At 63.6% G+C, this 15,698-nt stretch carries 14 protein-coding genes and 1 pseudogene; 7 read left to right on the top strand and 8 right to left on the bottom strand.

Going from position 1 to position 15,698, the window contains the following annotated elements:
* Positions 1 to 280: 280 nt before the first annotated feature.
* From MSIMFI_RS11985 to MSIMFI_RS11975, 3 genes are all read left to right on the top strand, one after another.
* Entirely contained in the window at positions 281 to 685 is a 405-nt protein-coding gene (locus MSIMFI_RS11985; RefSeq protein ID WP_191497361.1) for a DUF732 domain-containing protein, read from the top strand.
* Positions 686 to 969: 284 nt separating this feature from the next.
* Entirely contained in the window at positions 970 to 1,197 is a 228-nt protein-coding gene (locus tag MSIMFI_RS11980; protein WP_186244462.1) for a hypothetical protein, read from the top strand.
* A 41-nt stretch (positions 1,198 to 1,238) separates the two neighbouring features.
* Positions 1,239 to 1,925 (top strand): DUF3298 domain-containing protein, encoded by a 687-nt coding sequence (locus MSIMFI_RS11975; RefSeq protein WP_396820202.1) that lies wholly within the window; start codon positions 1,239 to 1,241, stop codon positions 1,923 to 1,925.
* A 4-nt stretch (positions 1,926 to 1,929) separates the two neighbouring features.
* On the opposite strand, the gene MSIMFI_RS11970 is transcribed toward MSIMFI_RS11975, so the two are convergent.
* Positions 1,930 to 2,106, bottom strand: coding sequence for a hypothetical protein (locus tag MSIMFI_RS11970; RefSeq protein ID WP_263597367.1), 177 nt, complete (start codon positions 2,104 to 2,106; stop codon positions 1,930 to 1,932).
* Between MSIMFI_RS11970 and MSIMFI_RS11965 the strand changes: the two are divergent.
* The 3 genes and pseudogenes from MSIMFI_RS11965 to MSIMFI_RS11955 all read left to right on the top strand — a co-directional run.
* A pseudogene (locus MSIMFI_RS11965) lies at positions 2,068 to 3,129 on the top strand (acetyl-CoA acetyltransferase); the annotation flags it as partial. The gene MSIMFI_RS11970 and the pseudogene MSIMFI_RS11965 overlap by 39 nt on opposite strands.
* Position 3,130: 1 nt before the next feature.
* Positions 3,131 to 4,657, top strand: coding sequence for a carotenoid oxygenase family protein (locus tag MSIMFI_RS11960; protein ID WP_191497360.1), 1,527 nt, complete (start codon positions 3,131 to 3,133; stop codon positions 4,655 to 4,657).
* The gene (locus tag MSIMFI_RS11955; RefSeq protein WP_224770160.1) at positions 4,654 to 5,145 is read left to right on the top strand and encodes a VOC family protein; all 492 of its coding nucleotides are present in this window, start codon (positions 4,654 to 4,656) and stop codon (positions 5,143 to 5,145) included. Before MSIMFI_RS11960 ends, MSIMFI_RS11955 begins: the two co-directional genes overlap by 4 nt.
* Before the next feature lie 138 nt (positions 5,146 to 5,283).
* Here MSIMFI_RS11955 and MSIMFI_RS11950 read toward each other — a convergent pair whose 3' ends face one another.
* Positions 5,284 to 5,718, bottom strand: a complete 435-nt coding sequence (locus MSIMFI_RS11950) for a hypothetical protein (protein WP_186244468.1) — start codon at positions 5,716 to 5,718, stop codon at positions 5,284 to 5,286.
* A 313-nt stretch (positions 5,719 to 6,031) separates the two neighbouring features.
* Here MSIMFI_RS11950 and MSIMFI_RS11945 point away from each other — a divergent pair, with 313 nt between their 5' ends.
* Entirely contained in the window at positions 6,032 to 6,475 is a 444-nt protein-coding gene (locus MSIMFI_RS11945) for a cupin domain-containing protein (RefSeq protein ID WP_191497358.1), read from the top strand.
* Positions 6,476 to 6,589: 114 nt separating this feature from the next.
* Here the strand turns inward: MSIMFI_RS11945 and MSIMFI_RS11940 are convergent, their stop codons facing one another.
* The 6 genes from MSIMFI_RS11940 to MSIMFI_RS11915 all read right to left on the bottom strand — a co-directional run bounded on the left by MSIMFI_RS11940 (position 6,590) and on the right by MSIMFI_RS11915 (position 15,509).
* Complete coding sequence (locus tag MSIMFI_RS11940; RefSeq protein ID WP_191497357.1) at positions 6,590 to 7,357, bottom strand: VOC family protein; 768 nt, start codon at positions 7,355 to 7,357, stop codon at positions 6,590 to 6,592.
* Positions 7,358 to 7,452: 95 nt separating this feature from the next.
* A complete protein-coding gene (locus MSIMFI_RS11935; protein ID WP_191497356.1) occupies positions 7,453 to 7,890 on the bottom strand; it encodes a type II toxin-antitoxin system Rv0910 family toxin in 438 nt (145 codons plus the stop codon).
* 4 nt (positions 7,891 to 7,894) lie between these two features.
* Positions 7,895 to 8,074: an antitoxin gene (locus tag MSIMFI_RS11930; protein ID WP_191497355.1), complete on the bottom strand. Its 180-nt coding sequence runs from the start codon at positions 8,072 to 8,074 to the stop codon at positions 7,895 to 7,897.
* 52 nt (positions 8,075 to 8,126) lie between these two features.
* Positions 8,127 to 10,529 (bottom strand): cation-translocating P-type ATPase, encoded by a 2,403-nt coding sequence (locus MSIMFI_RS11925; protein WP_191497354.1) that lies wholly within the window; start codon positions 10,527 to 10,529, stop codon positions 8,127 to 8,129.
* Positions 10,526 to 12,118 carry a serine hydrolase gene (locus MSIMFI_RS11920; RefSeq protein ID WP_191497353.1) on the bottom strand — a complete coding sequence of 531 codons (1,593 nt, stop codon included), beginning with the start codon at positions 12,116 to 12,118 and terminating at the stop codon, positions 10,526 to 10,528. Before MSIMFI_RS11920 ends, MSIMFI_RS11925 begins: the two co-directional genes overlap by 4 nt.
* A gap of 145 nt (positions 12,119 to 12,263) precedes the next feature.
* Complete coding sequence (locus tag MSIMFI_RS11915) at positions 12,264 to 15,509, bottom strand: PPE family protein (RefSeq protein ID WP_191497352.1); 3,246 nt, start codon at positions 15,507 to 15,509, stop codon at positions 12,264 to 12,266.
* Positions 15,510 to 15,698 lie beyond the last annotated feature (189 nt).

The following is a 15,698-nucleotide window of genomic DNA, read 5'->3' as shown; positions in this document are numbered from 1 at the left end:
GCCGGTGGGGCAGGTGGGTCGGCCGGACTGTGGGGCAACGGCGGCGCCGGCGACCGAGGGACGGCAACGGCGGTGCCGGCGACGGAAGGACGGCTGGCAACGGGTCACCCGGCACGCCCACCGCGGGTACCTCAGGCGGCGACGGCGGGACCGGAGGAACCTGTGGCTCTGGTGGGGGTCCACATAGCTACTCAATGGCTGCCGAGGGGCGCCGTGTGTCGGGTGCTAGCTAAAATGCCGTGAAATCTCGTCGCGACATCCCAACTAGGAGGGCGATGCCATGATGGTGCGAGCCATAGCGTCGCTCGTGCTTGCCCTCGGGTCCGTCGGGTTGGCAACGCCGGCCCATGCGGACGCCACTGACGACGCATTCACAACCAACCTCAACACCTCCGGCATAGACTTTGGCGCACCCGAGCGAGCAATCCAGGTGGCCAAGACCGTCGTCTGCGCCACCCTTCGCGATAACCCCAACACCAGCAACGCGGACCTGGCCACCAAGGTCACCAACGCCACCAACTGGCCCCCGCTCAATGCGGCCTACTTCACCGGAGCTGCGATCCAGGCCTACTGTCCCCAGTACGGCTCCCTGGCTCCCCCCACTCTCCCCAGCAGGGCTCCTACCAACCCCAGTACGACTCCATCGCCCTCCTCCGCGCCAAGCGTTCAACCGGCATCAACGTAAGTTGCTAAAACCCTGCAACGCGAAATAGCTTGCAGGGCAGTGATTTTCAGATTCCAATCGGTGTTTGCCCAACAGGCGTGCGCCTTGCCGGGTCGAGGCATGTTGCTGCCCGAATTTGCTGCTGCATGCGCTAGCGCTTTTGCAGTTGAGTGTGCCAAGTTACGACGGTCCTGGAGTGACCGGTGTGACCGCCATCTGTTGCCTCCGACGGAAACCGCGGCTACTATCCAGACTGTTGATCCGAAATACGGTCTTGTTAGATCCGGAATACGGAAGGGAGGGGCATGACAACTCAGCACCTCACCCGGTACGCCCTTTTGGCCATGGGCGGCGGTGCCGTCGCCGCGGCGGCGTGGCTGGGCTACAGCCCGAGCGACACCGTGACCGCGACGCAGACCACCGAGACGCCAGCGGTGACCACCACGCCCACGCCACTTACCACACTTGCCCCGCCATCGACGCTGTCCGCGCCGCCGGCGCCATCCGCACCGCCGGCGCCGCCGCTTCCGTGAGCCGTGCCCTTCGAATCTTGAGCACGGCGGCGGCAGTTGTCGTGGTGGCCACGTTGTCGACGCCGACATCAACCAGCCGGGCCGATTCAGGCGTATCCAATGGTCAGACCTACGCCGTGACAGCGACCTCGATAACGGGGGCCACACCGGACGACCGCGGTCGATGGAACGCCCAAGTCGCTCAGCTCTCCGGCGGTGCTGCCGGCGTCCGAGATGCGTTCAACAAGGCCGGTGACGCATCAACACGCGAACAGATTGAGCAAATGCGCGCCGATGCGAGCCCCGATACCGACTGGCTCTTCGAATCGAAGTCGACGGTCAGCTTCCGCGCGGTCGCCATTGCAGAAGTCATCGTCGGCGTCTACTCGGCCAAAGAAGCCGCGCACCCGACCAACTACGTGAGCACGGTCGTCATCGACAGCCGGTCGGCCAAACCCGTCACCCTGGCCGACCTTTTCAGCAACGAACAAGACGGCCTGAACAGGCTCGCCGAGCAAACCAAGGTGATCTTCCCGCGGGTCTATGGCGGCGGCCCGACTCCGATGCCCGACGAGCCCGGAAACAAACCCATCGCCGCGAACTTCGCCAACTGGATTCCGACATCAGCCGGAATGGAGATCCATTTCGCCGATTACCAGTTTGGCCACGGATTACCGGTGATCACCGTGCCCTGGCCCGCGTTAACCGACGTGCTGGCCCCGGACATGATGGCCCTCACGCACGACTGAGCCGCTAGGTCAGGCGTTCACCCGGTTGTAGCTCGCCACCGTCTTCGCGATCATCCTCGTCGGCGGGTTCGGTAGCCGAGACCAACCCCGGTTTGCCAGCACCACCAGCCGGCGCCCCCGCACCCATCCCGCTGCCCCACGGAGCAGCACGTTCGGTGAGATGTTTGCCAAGCAAGGCCATCTGGGAGCGATGCCAGCCACGGTTTGCGGCGCCCTCTGGGATACCCCGGCCTCACGGCACGAAGCCGCATGCGCCTCTGGCAGCGTCGCGACGCTGGCGGCTGTGGCCGACTTGAGGTCGGGCGCCTACGACACCGCGCTGGTGGTGGGCATTGAGCTGGAGAAAACGGTGCCGGGCGACATCGCGGCCCAACATCTTGGCGCGGCAGCGTGGACTGGACACGAGGGCGCCGAGGCGCGTTACCTGTGGCCATCGATGTTCGCGCAGGTCGCCGACGAATACGACCGCCGTTACGGCCTGGACGACGCACATCTGCGGGCGATCGCGCAGCTCAACCTCGCCAACGCGCGCCGCAACCCCAACGCCCAGACCCGCGGCTGGACGGTCCCCGACCCGATCACCGACGACGACGCGACCAACCCCATTACCGAGGGCCGGCTGCGCCGGTTCGACTGCAGCCAAATGACCGACGGCGGCGCGGGATTGGTCCTGGTGAACGATGCCTACCTGCGTGCACACCCCGATGCACGCCCGATCGGCCGCATTGACGGCTGGGGGCATCGCACCGTCGGGCTGGGTCTGCGGCAGAAACTGGACCGCGCGGCTGACGATCCTTATGTCCTCCCGCATGTGCGGGGCGCGGTTTTGGACGCATTACGGCGCGCCCAGGTGACCCTCGACGATGTCGACGGCTTCGAGGTGCACGACTGCTTCACGCCCAGCGAGTACTTGGCCATCGACCACATCGGGTTGACCGGCCCGGGCGAATCGTGGAAGGCCATCGAAAACGGTGAGATCGAGATCGGCGGGCGGCTGCCGATCAACCCCAGCGGCGGCTTGATCGGCGGCGGACACCCGGTCGGGGCCTCCGGTGTGCGGATGCTGGTGGACGCCGCCAAGCAGGTCAGCGGTTGCGCCGGCGACTATCAGGTCCAGGGAGCGAAAAAGTTCGCGACGCTGAACTTCGGTGGCAGCACCGCGACCACGGTCAGTTTCGTCGTCAGCTCGGTAGAGGGGGCGTGACATGGATTTCCAAAAGGACGTGGCGATCGTCGGCAAATACTTGTCGACCCTGCCCGAGGACGACGACCACCCCTATCGGACCGGTCCGTGGCGACCGCAGACAACCGAATGGGACGCCGACGACCTGACCGCCGTGGACGGGGAAATCCCAGCCGACTTGGACGGCATCTATCTGCGTAACACCGAAAACCCGCTGCACCCGGCGTTTAAGACCTACCACCCCTTCGACGGCGACGGCATGCTGCACGTCGTCGGCTTCCGCGACGGAAAAGCGTTTTACCGCAACCGCTTTATCCGCACCGACGGATTCATGGCCGAGAACGCGGCGGGTGGGCCGCTATGGCCGGGACTGGCCGAGCGGGTACAATTCGCCAAGCGCGAAAAGGGTTGGGGCGCTCGGACCTTGATGAAGGACGCATCGAGCACCGACGTCATCGTCCACCGGGGTATCGCGCTGACCAGCTTCTATCAGTGCGGCGACCTATACCGGGTCGACCCGTACTCCGCCAATACGTTGGGCAAGGAAACCTGGAACGGCGGATTTCCGTTTGATTGGGGAGTATCAGCGCATCCCAAGGTCGACAACAAGACCGGCGAACTGTTGTTCTTCAACTACAGCAAGCAAGACCCGTACCTGCGCTACGGCGTCGTCGACTCGAGTAACGCGCTGGCGCACTACGTCGACATCCCGCTGCCCGGGCCGCGGCTGCCGCACGACATGGCGTTCACCGAAAACTACGCCATCCTCAACGATTTCCCGTTGTTCTGGGACCCCAGGCTGCTCGAACACAACGTGCCCCTGCCGCGTTTCTACCCGGAAATGCCGTCGCGCTTCGCGGTGATCCCGCGGCGCGGGTCAACGGCTGACATCCGGTGGTTCGAGGCGGACCCGACGTTCGTGCTGCCCTTCACCAACGCCTACGAAGATGGCAACGAGATCGTGCTCGACGGCTTCTTCGAGGGTGCGCCTCAGCCCATTGAGAAGGGCGGAACGAAGTGGGACAAGCTGTTTCGCTTCCTGGCGCTGGCCCGGCGGGAGACCCGCCTGCACCGCTGGCGGCTCAACCTGGTCACCGGTGCCGTCAAGGAAGAGCAGCTGTCGGAGTCGATCACCGAGTTCGGCACCATCAACGCCGACTATGCGGCCTCTCGGTACCGCTACACCTATGCCGCTACCGGCAAGCCCGGGTGGTTCTTGTTCGACGGACTGGTAAAGCACGATCTGCTCACCGGAGGTGAGGAGCGCTACTCGTTTGGTGACGGTGTGTATGGAAGCGAAACCGCGATGGCCCCACGGACGGGCAGTGCCGGTGAAGACGACGGCTACCTGGTCACCCTCACCACCGACATGAATACCGACGCCTCCTACTGCCTGGTATTCGACGCCGGCCGCGTCGGCGATGGTCCGGTATGCAAACTTGCGCTGCCGGAACGCATTTCCAGCGGTACCCATTCAACATGGGTACCCGGCGCGGAGCTGCGGCGCTGGGATCATGCCGAGTCGGCAGCGAGCGCGGTCGGGCTGTGAACGAAAAGCCGCGCCGGACAACCCACTGGCCCACCGAATTGGCGTCGATCGGCTCCATCCGCTTTGCCCGGCGCTCCTCACATTTCGACGAGACCGTACGGTTTTACCGTGAACTCGTAGGGCTCCCACTGTATGAGACGTTCGGGGAAAGCTACGGCAGCAACGGTGCGATATTCGGACTACCCAGCTCGAACCTGACCTTCGAGATTGTCGAGGCGGTCCCGGAAACGGACGGTGCCGTCGCGGTGGATCACCACGACCAGCTGTGCCTGTATTTCCCGGACAAGCAAGCGCAACATACCGCAACCACACGCCTTCGGGACGCCGGCCTTCAGCCCGTCGAGCAGCACCCGTACTGGGAGGCGACCGGCGCGGTGACCTATCGCGACCCGGATGGCCGCGAGGTCGTGTTCGCTCCCTTCGTGTATGGAGTCAACGAGCCCTCAGGCAGCTCTGCCTCGGGCAAGCATGAGTTCCCGTCCGATTGAGACCCTAACTTTTCCGGTGTGAATCCTGACCTTTGAGGGTGAATTCTGGGCGCGAAAACCGGCCGGACCCCGCCCTGGACACACGCTGAAAGCCGTAAATTCACATTCGCAAGGCGTCGTCGCGGAGAACATGAGCGGTCAGCGCTTGGACGAACTGCGGAACGCCGCGGCGGCCACCGCCCACAGCGCGCATGCCACCGCGCACACCGCACTGGCTGCCCCGATGTAAAGCCCGTATTCCGCGGCCACCGGCGGATTGACGTTGACCTTGTAGTACCACAGCGTGAGCACCACGATGAGCAGCGAAATGACCAGCGCGGCAACCGAAGCGACCCGCATCGAAAGGCCTCGTCCCACCATCGCCCCTGCCACCAGCAGCGCCGACGACAACAAGACGATCAGCTGGCCCGCGCCGAACCCCCGCGGAAGTTCCAGGCTGCCGTGGGTGCCCCCGATGGCGTTGGCCCAGCCCCCGCCGTTAACCTGCGTGGTCAGCCACGGCATCCAGGTGCTGACCGAGACGACCACGGCACAAAGCGCGACTAGCCATCCCGGGCGTAGGCGACGCGTCATGGTTGCGACACTAATAGGGCGTTGGACCGAAGCGGCATGGGGCACGCGCAGTAGTGCCTGTCGGCAAGCGCTACCAACCTGTGTTCGCAGACGGTCGCCGCTTTCCGCCAAAGAATCGGTCGGTGGGAGGAACGGGACTCATCCCCCTGTCTGGCCAATGAGCGGATAGACATCGCCCAATCACCGAGGCATCGTTGCGGCCAAGTTCACCCAACATGTTCGAGAATCCCGAACAACCCGCGAGCACGAAGGGCCGCCAAAGTGGCTGGTTTGACGGCTCTCCGGCAAGCGGCGATGCACGAGCGGTTATGCGATGACAAAACTTCCCGAGTGGGTCCGCGCGTTGGACCTGTCCCCCCACCCCGAGGGCGGCTGGTTTCGGGAAATGTGGCGCAGCGATCTGATCGTCGGCCAATCCGCCTTGCCGTCGGACTACACCAGTCCCCGCAGCGCCGCAACGGCAATTCTGTTCCTGCTCATGCCGGGTCAGTCGTCGGCGTGGCACACGGTTCGCGGTCCCGAATTGTGGCTGCATCATCGGGGTAGCCCGGTGCTCCTCGACATTGGTCCAGACAGGCACATCACCACAACACATTTACTCGGTACCGACATTGGCGCCGGTGAGCAGCCGCAGGTGCTAGTGCCGGAGCGCCATTGGCAGCGGGCGCGGCCGCGCGACGACGAGCCCAGCCTGGTCAGCTGCGTGGCGGTGCCTGGTTTCGAATACAAGGATTTCGCGCTCGCCGTCGGCGACTGAGTCTTCCTAGGCGTGGCGACCGGCCACGGGCGCCACCGACGGCGTTGCCCAGCGACCGTCAATCGGGTGGAACCAGTACGCATCGCCGTTGTGGCCGATCATCGGACAGACATCCTAAAGCGAGGACAGGTTGAAGATCACGCCCGTCGGGTCGCTGGCCGCGGCAAGGCGCCCGTAGGGAGTGTCCTCAGCGCCGCGCAACACGCCGCCGCCGTTGTCGGCGATCACTTGCAGCGTCTTGTCAACATCCTCGGCCCCGAAGAAAATGTTCCACTGCGACGGCACATCCTGGGGAAGAAAGCCGGCACCGTCCATCACGCCGAGCAATTGCTCGCCGTCGAACGACGCTGTGGTGTACCGGAATTCGTCTGTGTCAGAAATCTGCTCGGTCTGCCATCCGAAGACCTCGCGGTAAAAGTCGACGGCAGCGCGGTAGTCGTGTGTCGTCAGTTGGTGCCAGACGGGCGCGCCGGCCTCACCGATCACCTCGAAGCCGCGGTGCCCCAGCGGCTGCCACAACCCGAAGGACGCGTTCGACGGGTCGGTGGCCATCGCCATGAAGCCCTTGGCGGGTACCTCCATCGGATCCAGGAACCCCGAGCCACCCGCCGCGGTCACCGCCGACACGGTTGCGTTGATATCGGCGGTGTGAAAGTACGTGGCCCAGTTGTCCGGAGTTTGCCACTCCGGGTTGTTGGCCATCATGCCGGCGACGGGACGGCCGTCCTTGGCGACATTGATGTACCCGCCGTAGTCGGGCCCGGCAGACTCGAACGTCCAGCCGAACACCGTGCCATAGAAGTCTTGGGCACGGTCGACGTCCGATGTCGTCAAGTCGATCCAGCAGGGCGCGCCCAGCGGCGCGCTGTTACGGGTGGGCACGATGACCTCCTTGTGTTGGCGGCCCCCGCATCGGGGTTCACAGATATCGACTGCCCCAACGTCGGAAACTCATCGGGTCGGACCACGGTGGCGGATCAGGCCGGCGCGAATACCGTGACGAACTTCTGCAGCGATTCGCGGATATCGGTTCTCAGCGCCGCGGCCACAACCATGCCGATGGGCCCGAACAGCGCGGGCCCTCCGAGGTGTACGTCGAAGCTGACGACCGAGCCCCCTTCTGTCGGGGCGACCTTGGCGATCAGCTTGACCTTGACGCCGCCGACGCCGTCGCCGTTGAGCGTCATGCCTTCCGGTGGTTTGTACCGCACGATCGTCCATTTGATCCGGTTCGGCATGCCCTTGACCTCGACATACGACTCGATAACCGTGCCCTTGTCCAGGACTTCGGGCAACTTGGAGCGCCATACCTTGTGGATCGTCAGCCACTCCTTGAAGCGGGACAAATCCGAGGCAGCAGTCCAGGCCTCCTCCGGCGGCAGCGGCACGTCGATGGATCCAGAGAGTTTCGCCATGTGCTCAGCTCTGCTGGTCGCCCGGTGCGACTACCTTCTTGGCCTCCTCCTGCACCTTGTGGATGGTGTCGGAGTATTTGCCCTGCGTCTTCTCGTCGACAAACTCGCCCGCTTTGGTGATTACCGTCTCGACCTTGTCCGAGTTCTGCGACAGCAGGTCCTTTGCTTTGTCCAGGATTCCCATGCGCACTGTTCCTTCCCCGAGGTCCGCTGCTGAAAGACCTTACTTCTCGGTGCTACTCCCGCCACACGCGCGGTTTCACGCCCAGTATCCTGGCGCGGATCCACCACATCGCCTCGATTGTCGCCGCCCCCACCGCGCCAATCACCAACGCGACTGACGTCGCCCCCACATTGGACGGGTCGATCAGAAACTTCTCGCGCGCCGGCGGCAGACTGAAGATCACCACATAGGCCAGGCCCGAAGTGATCACAAGCGCCAGTCGCCACCACTGATAAGGCCGCGCCGCCACCGCGAGCACCCAGAGGGCCGTCATCAGCAAGGTGATCAGCGCGGCTGTCGATGCTTGGTCCTGCTCCACCCACGTTGCCTCGCGGCCGTGATAAGCCGCCAGGTACGAGGCAAAGGTCGCGACGCCGACGATAAGCCCGGACGGCAGCGCAGCCGTCAGCACCCGTCGCACGAAGCCCGGATAAGCCCGCTCGTTGTTGGGCGCCAAGGACAGGATGAACGCTGGGATCCCGATGGTGAACCAGGCCGCGATGGTGACGTGTATCGGCTGGAACGGAAACAACAGCGGATCGACGCCCAACGGCTTGGCAATCAAGCATTCGATACCGACGAGCACCGCCAGCAGTACCGAGTACACCGTTTTCGTCAAAAACAGATTCGCGACCCGCTCGATATTGCCGATCACTCGACGACCCTCCCCCACCACGTGGGGCAGGGTTGCAAATCTGTTGTCCAACAACACGATTTGCGCCACAGCTCGCGATGCCGGACTGCCCGCGCCCATCGCTACCCCGATGTCTGCGTCCTTGAGGGCCAGCACGTCATTGACGCCGTCGCCGGTCATCGCCACGGTGTGCCCGTGCGATTGCAGGGCATGGACGATGGAGCGCTTCTGATCCGGCCGCACCCTGCCAAAGGTGGTGTGTGAATCCAGGGCGTCAGCGAGTTCGGGCAGCTCGGTCGGGAGTCGACGCGCATCCATGGTCTCGCCGTGTAGTCCGAGCTTGTCGGCGACGGCACCGACCGACACAGCGTTGTCGCCGGAGATCACCTTGACCGACACATCCTGGGCACCAAAGTATTCCAGTGTTTCAGCGGCGTCAGGTCGCACCTTTTGCTCCAGCACCACCAGCGCGACCGGGGTCACCCGGCCCGGTGCGTCGGGATGGTCCACGGCCACGTCGGCGGCGCCCAACAACAGCACCCGCAGCCCTTGGGCCCCGATCCGCTCTGCCTGTTCAGCGGCCGCCGACGCCGGATCGAGCAGCACGTCGGGTGCTCCGATCACCCAGTTGCCACGCTCGCGGTATGACACGCCGCTCCATTTGGTCGCGGACTTGAAAGGCGCTGTCGCGGTGGCGATCCAGCCGGGTGGCGACCGGTAAGCCTCGGCGATTGCCTGCATGCTGGCGTTGGGGCGGGTATCGGCGGCCGCCAACGATGCCAATACGTCGGCGACGGTTACGTCGGTCGCTTCGTCGGTGGCTTCAAGGGTCGCTTCGAGTTCCTCGACATCACAGACCCGCATACCACTTTCGGTCAGGGTTCCAGTCTTGTCGGCACAGACCACGTCGACTCGGGCCAATCCCTCGATGGCAGGCAATTCCTGCACCAGGCATCGGCGTTGTCCGAGTCGGACAACGCCGACCGCGAACGCGATCGACGTCATCAACACCAGTCCTTCGGGGACCATCGGAACCAGCGCACCCACCATCCGAAGCAGCGACTCCCGCCATCCCGCGTGTGTGGTGAACAGTTGGGTGTAGATGGTCAGCAGGCCCGCGGGTATCAGCAGGTAGGTGATGAATTGAAGAATCCGGTTAATGCCGTTGCGCAGTTCGGATTTCACCAATGTGAACTTGCTGGCCTCGGCGGCCAGTTTGGCGGCATATGCTTCGTGGCCCACCTTCGTGGCGCGGTAGGCGCCCGTGCCGGCGACGACGAAGCTTCCCGACATCACCGCATCGCCAGCGTCTTTGGCGATCGGATCGGCCTCACCCGTCAGCAATGATTCGTCGATCTCGAGGTTCTCCTCTTCGACGACCTCGCCGTCGACCACAATTTGATCCCCGGGGCCGAGCTCGATGATGTCGTCGAGCACCACCTCGTTGGGCGAAAGCTTGTGTGTTCCGGATTGCCTGCGCACCAACGGTTTCGCCTGTCCGACGATCGCCAATTTGTCCAGTGTCTGCTTGGCCCGGATTTCCTGGACCATGCCGATGACGCTATTGGCGATGATGAGCAGGCCGAACAGCCCGTTGATCACCGAGCCTGTTGCGAGCACGATCAGCAACAGCACACCCAGTATCGCGTTGATCCGGGTGAATACGTTGGCCCTAACGATGTCAGCGATGCTGCGCGTGACCCGTTCCGAAACGTCGTTGGTCTTGCCTTCGGCTACCCGTTGTGCCACTTCGGCATCGGTCAAGCCGCTGGCGCTTGTCATCGGGTGAACGTTCCCAGCTTGTCGGCGTCGTAGTACTCCAGGTTCAGCGTGGCGTTGGGGAACCCGGCGAAGGTTGCCTTGGAAATCGTTCCGGGTGGGGCATTTTCGGTCGACAACGCGAACGTGAAGGTGTCACCGTCCCAGTGGGTCAAATTGAAGGTCTGGTTCTTCGGGCCCAGCGACAGTTGCAGCTGGCCGTCGCGTTCGGTCACGGTGGCCGGACCCCAGTAGTCGTTGGCATACACGCCGACGTAGTCGCGCGGCGGCCTGGCCGGTGTCGGGCTGGGCGGGGGCTGCTTGCCCACCAGCGAGCCCTCCGGATTGTTCAGCGGGGCAATCTGCTGGCGGTACAGGCTCGCCCAGTTCTCACGCACTTGGCCGTATTGCACCAGATCCATGAACTCGGCGGTCAACGTCTCCGGCACGCCATAGGGAGCGGCATTGGTCAGGGCGATGATGCCGATGTCTTCGGACGGCAGCACCGCGAAGTTGGTTGCCGCGCCCATCGCAAAACCGCCGGAATGGCTGTACTGCGTGCGACCCGACGAGGTCACCGACACGTTGAACCCATGACCATAGAATCCTGCCCTCGCGTTCGGCGAGCCCGCATCCGCCGAGATGACCTGCGGTGTAATTGTGGGCAGCAGGGCCTCCGGCGACACGATCCGCTGGCCGTTATACACGCCGTTGGCCATGACCATGGTCAGCCAGCGCGCCATGTCGTTGACCGACGAACTCACCCCGCCCGCCGGTGTCTGGGCATCGGGATCGCGTTGGAAGCGCGCCTCCCACTTGTCGCCGACCCTGACGTGGTTGACCGCATGGTTGGGCCGGGCCACGAAATCGGCGAACTTCGAACTCGTGGACGCCATCCCCAATGGGCGGTAGAGCACCTCGTCGGACAAGTCCTCCCAGGATTTGCCCGCCGCCGCCGCGGCGGCTTCGGCGGCGGCGGTCACCCCGAAGTTGGTGTATGCGTAGCTGATTCGAAAAGGCGCCAGCGGCAGGTACTTGAGCCGCTCGAGCACCTGCTGACGGTCGTAACCCAGATCCTCCAACGCGTCGCCGGCGTGATCGGGCAGCCCGGAGCGGTGCGAATACAGGTCGGCGATCGTCACATGACTGGTGACGTAGGGATCGCTGAGCGAAAACCAGGGCAGCTTCGACGCCACCGGCGTATCCCAGCCGACCGCGTTGGCGCTGACCTCATGCGCCACCACCGTCGCGCCCACCGATTTCGATATTGACGCCAGCTGGAATACGGTGTCGGCGTCCACTTTATTGTCTTGGCCGTCGCCCTTGCTTGCGTCCCTGACGCCGAAACCCTTGGCATACATCGTTTTTCCACCGTGGACAATGGCTACCGCCAGGCCCGGTATGCCGGTGTTATTCATCAGCTCGGTGACCAGGCCGTCGACCTTTGTCACCGCTTCGTCGATGCGGCCGGCGGGAATCTGCAGGCCCGATACCTCATTGGGCGGGAGATTGGACAACGTGGCCGGCGGGCTGGATGCTTGCTGCGCAGGACCGCATCCGACCAGCGCCAGCAATATCACCACGACTGCGGCCGTCGCCGCGCGTTTGGTCATGGCCGCACCTTAGCCCGGCGACGATGCGCGCGACGCGAGGTGGGGGCACCTCCCGCTTGCGGGGGAGAGCCGGGCAATTCAGATAGCAGCCAACCCCAGCCCGCAAGCTCGGTTCACTGCCGGTCCTGCCCGACACCCTGCGCGGTTACGGCCAAATGTTGCGGAAGAAACCTGAGATGGCGTTGCCGATGTTTGCCCAACCCGATACCAGGGTGCCGGAGTTTCCGATTCCTGAACCGCCACCAACACCGGTGTTGAAGAAGCCCGACGACGGGTTGGTGGTCAAGTTTCCTATGCCTGGTCCTGCCGGGATGTCGAGGATCGGAACACTGATGGGGCCGATGGTGCCGACGACAGGAATACTTAACGGCGCGGGGCCGACGGTGAGATTTAGGGAGATCGGATTAATTACGATATCCGGGAGGGTGACAGTCAGAGGGTCCTCGTAGACGCTGTCGATAGTTAGAGATATACCGGGGGAAACATCGACGTGGACGTGCACCGGGATTCCATTGTAATTGCCAAATTGAGGTCCACTTATTAGGAAACTGTTGATGGTGATGGGCTTTACCTCGCCGGTGATAGGTATATTCAGGTTAGCCAGCACGCCGATGTTCAGCGGAATTTTTGGAATATTCAGTTCGTAGGAGAGGCCGACCAGGCCCTGGCGATCGCCTCGCCATAACGTTCCGTTATTCATGCTGCCCGAGATGAAAGCTCCGGTGTCAAGGTCACCCGTATTGCCCACGCCGGTATTGGTATTGCCCAGGTTGAAATAGCCGGTGTTGACGTCGCCCGGGTTGTAGGCACCGGTGTTGGTACTACCCACGTTGAAGATGCCCGTGTTGTAGCTGCCCGTGTTGCCGACGCCCGCATTGGTACTGCCCACGTTGAACAAGCCGGCGTTGTAGTTGCCTGCGTTGCCTACGCCGACGTTTCCGGTGCCCGAGTTGAAGAAGCCGATGTTCCCGTTACCCGAGTTGAACAAGCCGATATTGCCGCTGCCCGAGTTCAGTCCGCCGAAACCGACCTGGTAGTCGCCGCCAAGCCCGATGCCGGTGTTGTAGTTGCCTGAGTTACCGAAGCCCCAGTTCGCGGTGCCCGTGTTCCCGAAGCCAATGTTGCCGTTACCTGCCGTGAATCCGGGGCCGCTGTTCCCGAAGCCGTAGTTGAAGCTGCCCAGGTTTCCGAAGCCGATGTTGTAGCTGCCGTTGTTGCCGCTGCCGATGTTGTAGCTGCCGTGGTTGCCGCTGCCCAGGTTGAAATTGCCGACGTTTCCGTTGCCCAGGTTGAAATCGCCCAGGTTTGCGTTGCCCACGTTCAGACCGCCGTGGTTTGCGACACCCAAATTGAAAACGCTGCTGTGGCCCGCGATATAAGCGCTGGTCTGGCCCGGGTTCGCGAAGAAGAAGCCCGACAGATAGTCACCGATGTTTCCGAAGCCCGAGACAGTGGCCGGCGCCCCAAGGCTCAGCGTGCCCGTGTTGTACAAGCCCGAAATGGTGACGCCCACATTGAATAGGCCCGATGCCAGCGCGCCGACGTTTCCGTAGCCGGAGATTCCCGCGCCCGCCGTGGCCGCATTCCACCAGCCTGACGTGTTGGCGCCGAGGTTCCCGAAGCCCGATCCGCCACCGGCGCCGCTGTTGAAGAAGCCCGACGAAGGGTTGGTGGTCATGTTTCCAATGCCCGGTCCTGGCTTGGAGTCGAGGACCGGAATGGTGATGGGCCCGGCGCTGCCGGTGACATTTACGCCCAAGACATAACCTGAGCCGCCCACCTGTATCTCAAATCTGGGACCGCCGACAACGATGTCCGATAGGACGATCGGGCCGATGTAGCTGCCATCGCTGATGTGGGTGAGTGGGCCGAGTCCGATTCGGGGAATTTGGAAGCTTCCAACCACGATGTTTCCGGTGCCGCCGGTCACAGGTATATCCAAGGGGATGCTCAACGGGATGTTCACCGCGATCTCGGGAATGGTGATCGAGTAGGAGCCGCCGGCAATCACGCCCTGGTCATCGCGGCTCCAAAAGAAGCCGTTGCTCCTATTCCCCGAGTTGAACGCGCCGGTGTTCAGGTCACCCGCGTTGGCCGCCCCAGTGTTTGTGTTGCCCGGGTTGAGGTAGCCCGTGTTGACGTTGCCAGGGTTAAAAGAGCCGGTATTGAAGGTGCCGACGTTGAAGTTACCTGAGTTATAGTCGCCCACGTTCGCGATGCCCGTATTTGCCAGGCCCGAGTTAAAGAATCCGGTGTTGGCGCTGCCCGCATTGAAGAAGCCGGTGTTGTAGCTGCTCGAGTTTCCGATGCCGAAGTTTCCGGTGCCGGAGTTGAAGAAGCCGACGTTTCCGGTGCCCGAGTTGAACAAGCCGATGTTCCCGCTGCCCGAGTTCAGGCCGCTAATCCCCACCTGGTAGTCACCGGTAAGCGCGATGCCCCTGGCGTAGTTGCCCGAGTTCGCGAGGCCCCAGTTCGCGATGCCGGTATTCGCGAAGCCAAAGTTGGAGCTGCCGGTATTCCCGAATCCGAAGTTGTCGTTACCCGCCGTAAACCCAGGGCCGCTGTTTCCGAACCCGAAGTTTCCGAACCCGAAGTTCCCGAAGCCAATGTTTCTGCTGCCATTGTTCCCGAAGCCGAGATTGAAGTTGCCATGGTTGCCGCTGCCCACGTTGAAATTGCCGACATTTCCGCTGCCCAGGTTGAAATTGCCGACGTTCGCAGCGCCCACGTTTCCCAGGCCCAAGTTCGCAATGCCCAAGTTGAAGATGCTCGCTGTGCCGGGGGGATTCGTGACGGCCCCGTTGACCGCCGCGGCGGCGCCGGCCACATTCGAGCCAGCCACGTTTGCGCCAGCCATCTGGCCCGCCAGGCGTTGCAGGGGCTGGGTGAACGACGTCAGGCCCGAGGCCACAGCCAAAGCCTCGGAATGATAGCCGAACATCGCGGCCACATCCTGTGCCCATAGCTGCTCATATTCGGCCTCGGCGGCGGCGATCGCCGGAGCGTTCTGCCCTAGCAGGTTGGAGGTCACCAGCGATACCAACTGAACACGATTGGCCGTCACCACCTCCGGCCGTACCGTCGCCGCCCGCACCGCATCGAATGCCGCCGCGGCCAACGTCGCCTGCGCGGCCGCCGCGGCGGCTCGCGTCGCCGAGGCGCTCAACCAACCCACATACGGTGCCGCCGCGGCTGCCATCGCCGCCGCCGCCGGACCTTGCCACGCCTCGCCCGCCAGCCCTGAGGTCAGCGAGCCGAACGAGGTCGCCGCCGAGCCCAGCTCGGCGGCCAGCCCCTCCCAGGCGGTCGCCGCCGCAACCATCGGGCCGGATCCCGCACCGGCGAATATCCGCGCCGAGTTGACCTCTGGTGGCAGTACCGAAAAATTCATCAGGCCATCCTCCTTATCTGGCCCCCCCTTAGCGGACCGCCATGGTCGTGGCCTGCCCGAAGGTCGGTAACCACCACCACAACGCAGCGACGAGCGGGTCAATCGTGATGGGGTTCAACCCAACTCAGCCGTGCGCTCCCGGCTGACCGGTGGCGCCGAAGCTGCTGACGAACCGGCCGCGGCGACGGC

The sequence above is a fragment of the Mycobacterium simulans genome, from assembly GCF_900232995.1.
Lineage (GTDB): Bacteria > Actinomycetota > Actinomycetes > Mycobacteriales > Mycobacteriaceae > Mycobacterium > Mycobacterium simulans.
Note: the sequence above shows the minus strand (reverse complement) of the source record. Positions and strands in the feature narration are given on the sequence as shown.

Coding starts and splice junctions, on each gene's coding strand:
- MSIMFI_RS11950 (WP_186244468.1), bottom strand. CDS start 5,718: ATGACGCGTCGCCTACGCCCGGGATGGCTAGTCGCGCTTTGTGCCGTG.
- MSIMFI_RS11945 (WP_191497358.1), top strand. CDS start 6,032: ATGACAAAACTTCCCGAGTGGGTCCGCGCGTTGGACCTGTCCCCCCAC.
- MSIMFI_RS11970 (WP_263597367.1), bottom strand. CDS start 2,106: ATGGCCTTGCTTGGCAAACATCTCACCGAACGTGCTGCTCCGTGGGGC.
- MSIMFI_RS11915 (WP_191497352.1), bottom strand. CDS start 15,509: ATGAATTTTTCGGTACTGCCACCAGAGGTCAACTCGGCGCGGATATTC.
- MSIMFI_RS11920 (WP_191497353.1), bottom strand. CDS start 12,118: ATGACCAAACGCGCGGCGACGGCCGCAGTCGTGGTGATATTGCTGGCG.
- MSIMFI_RS11930 (WP_191497355.1), bottom strand. CDS start 8,074: ATGGGAATCCTGGACAAAGCAAAGGACCTGCTGTCGCAGAACTCGGAC.
- MSIMFI_RS11980 (WP_186244462.1), top strand. CDS start 970: ATGACAACTCAGCACCTCACCCGGTACGCCCTTTTGGCCATGGGCGGC.
- MSIMFI_RS11985 (WP_191497361.1), top strand. CDS start 281: ATGATGGTGCGAGCCATAGCGTCGCTCGTGCTTGCCCTCGGGTCCGTC.
- MSIMFI_RS11925 (WP_191497354.1), bottom strand. CDS start 10,529: ATGACAAGCGCCAGCGGCTTGACCGATGCCGAAGTGGCACAACGGGTA.
- MSIMFI_RS11960 (WP_191497360.1), top strand. CDS start 3,131: ATGGATTTCCAAAAGGACGTGGCGATCGTCGGCAAATACTTGTCGACC.
- MSIMFI_RS11935 (WP_191497356.1), bottom strand. CDS start 7,890: ATGGCGAAACTCTCTGGATCCATCGACGTGCCGCTGCCGCCGGAGGAG.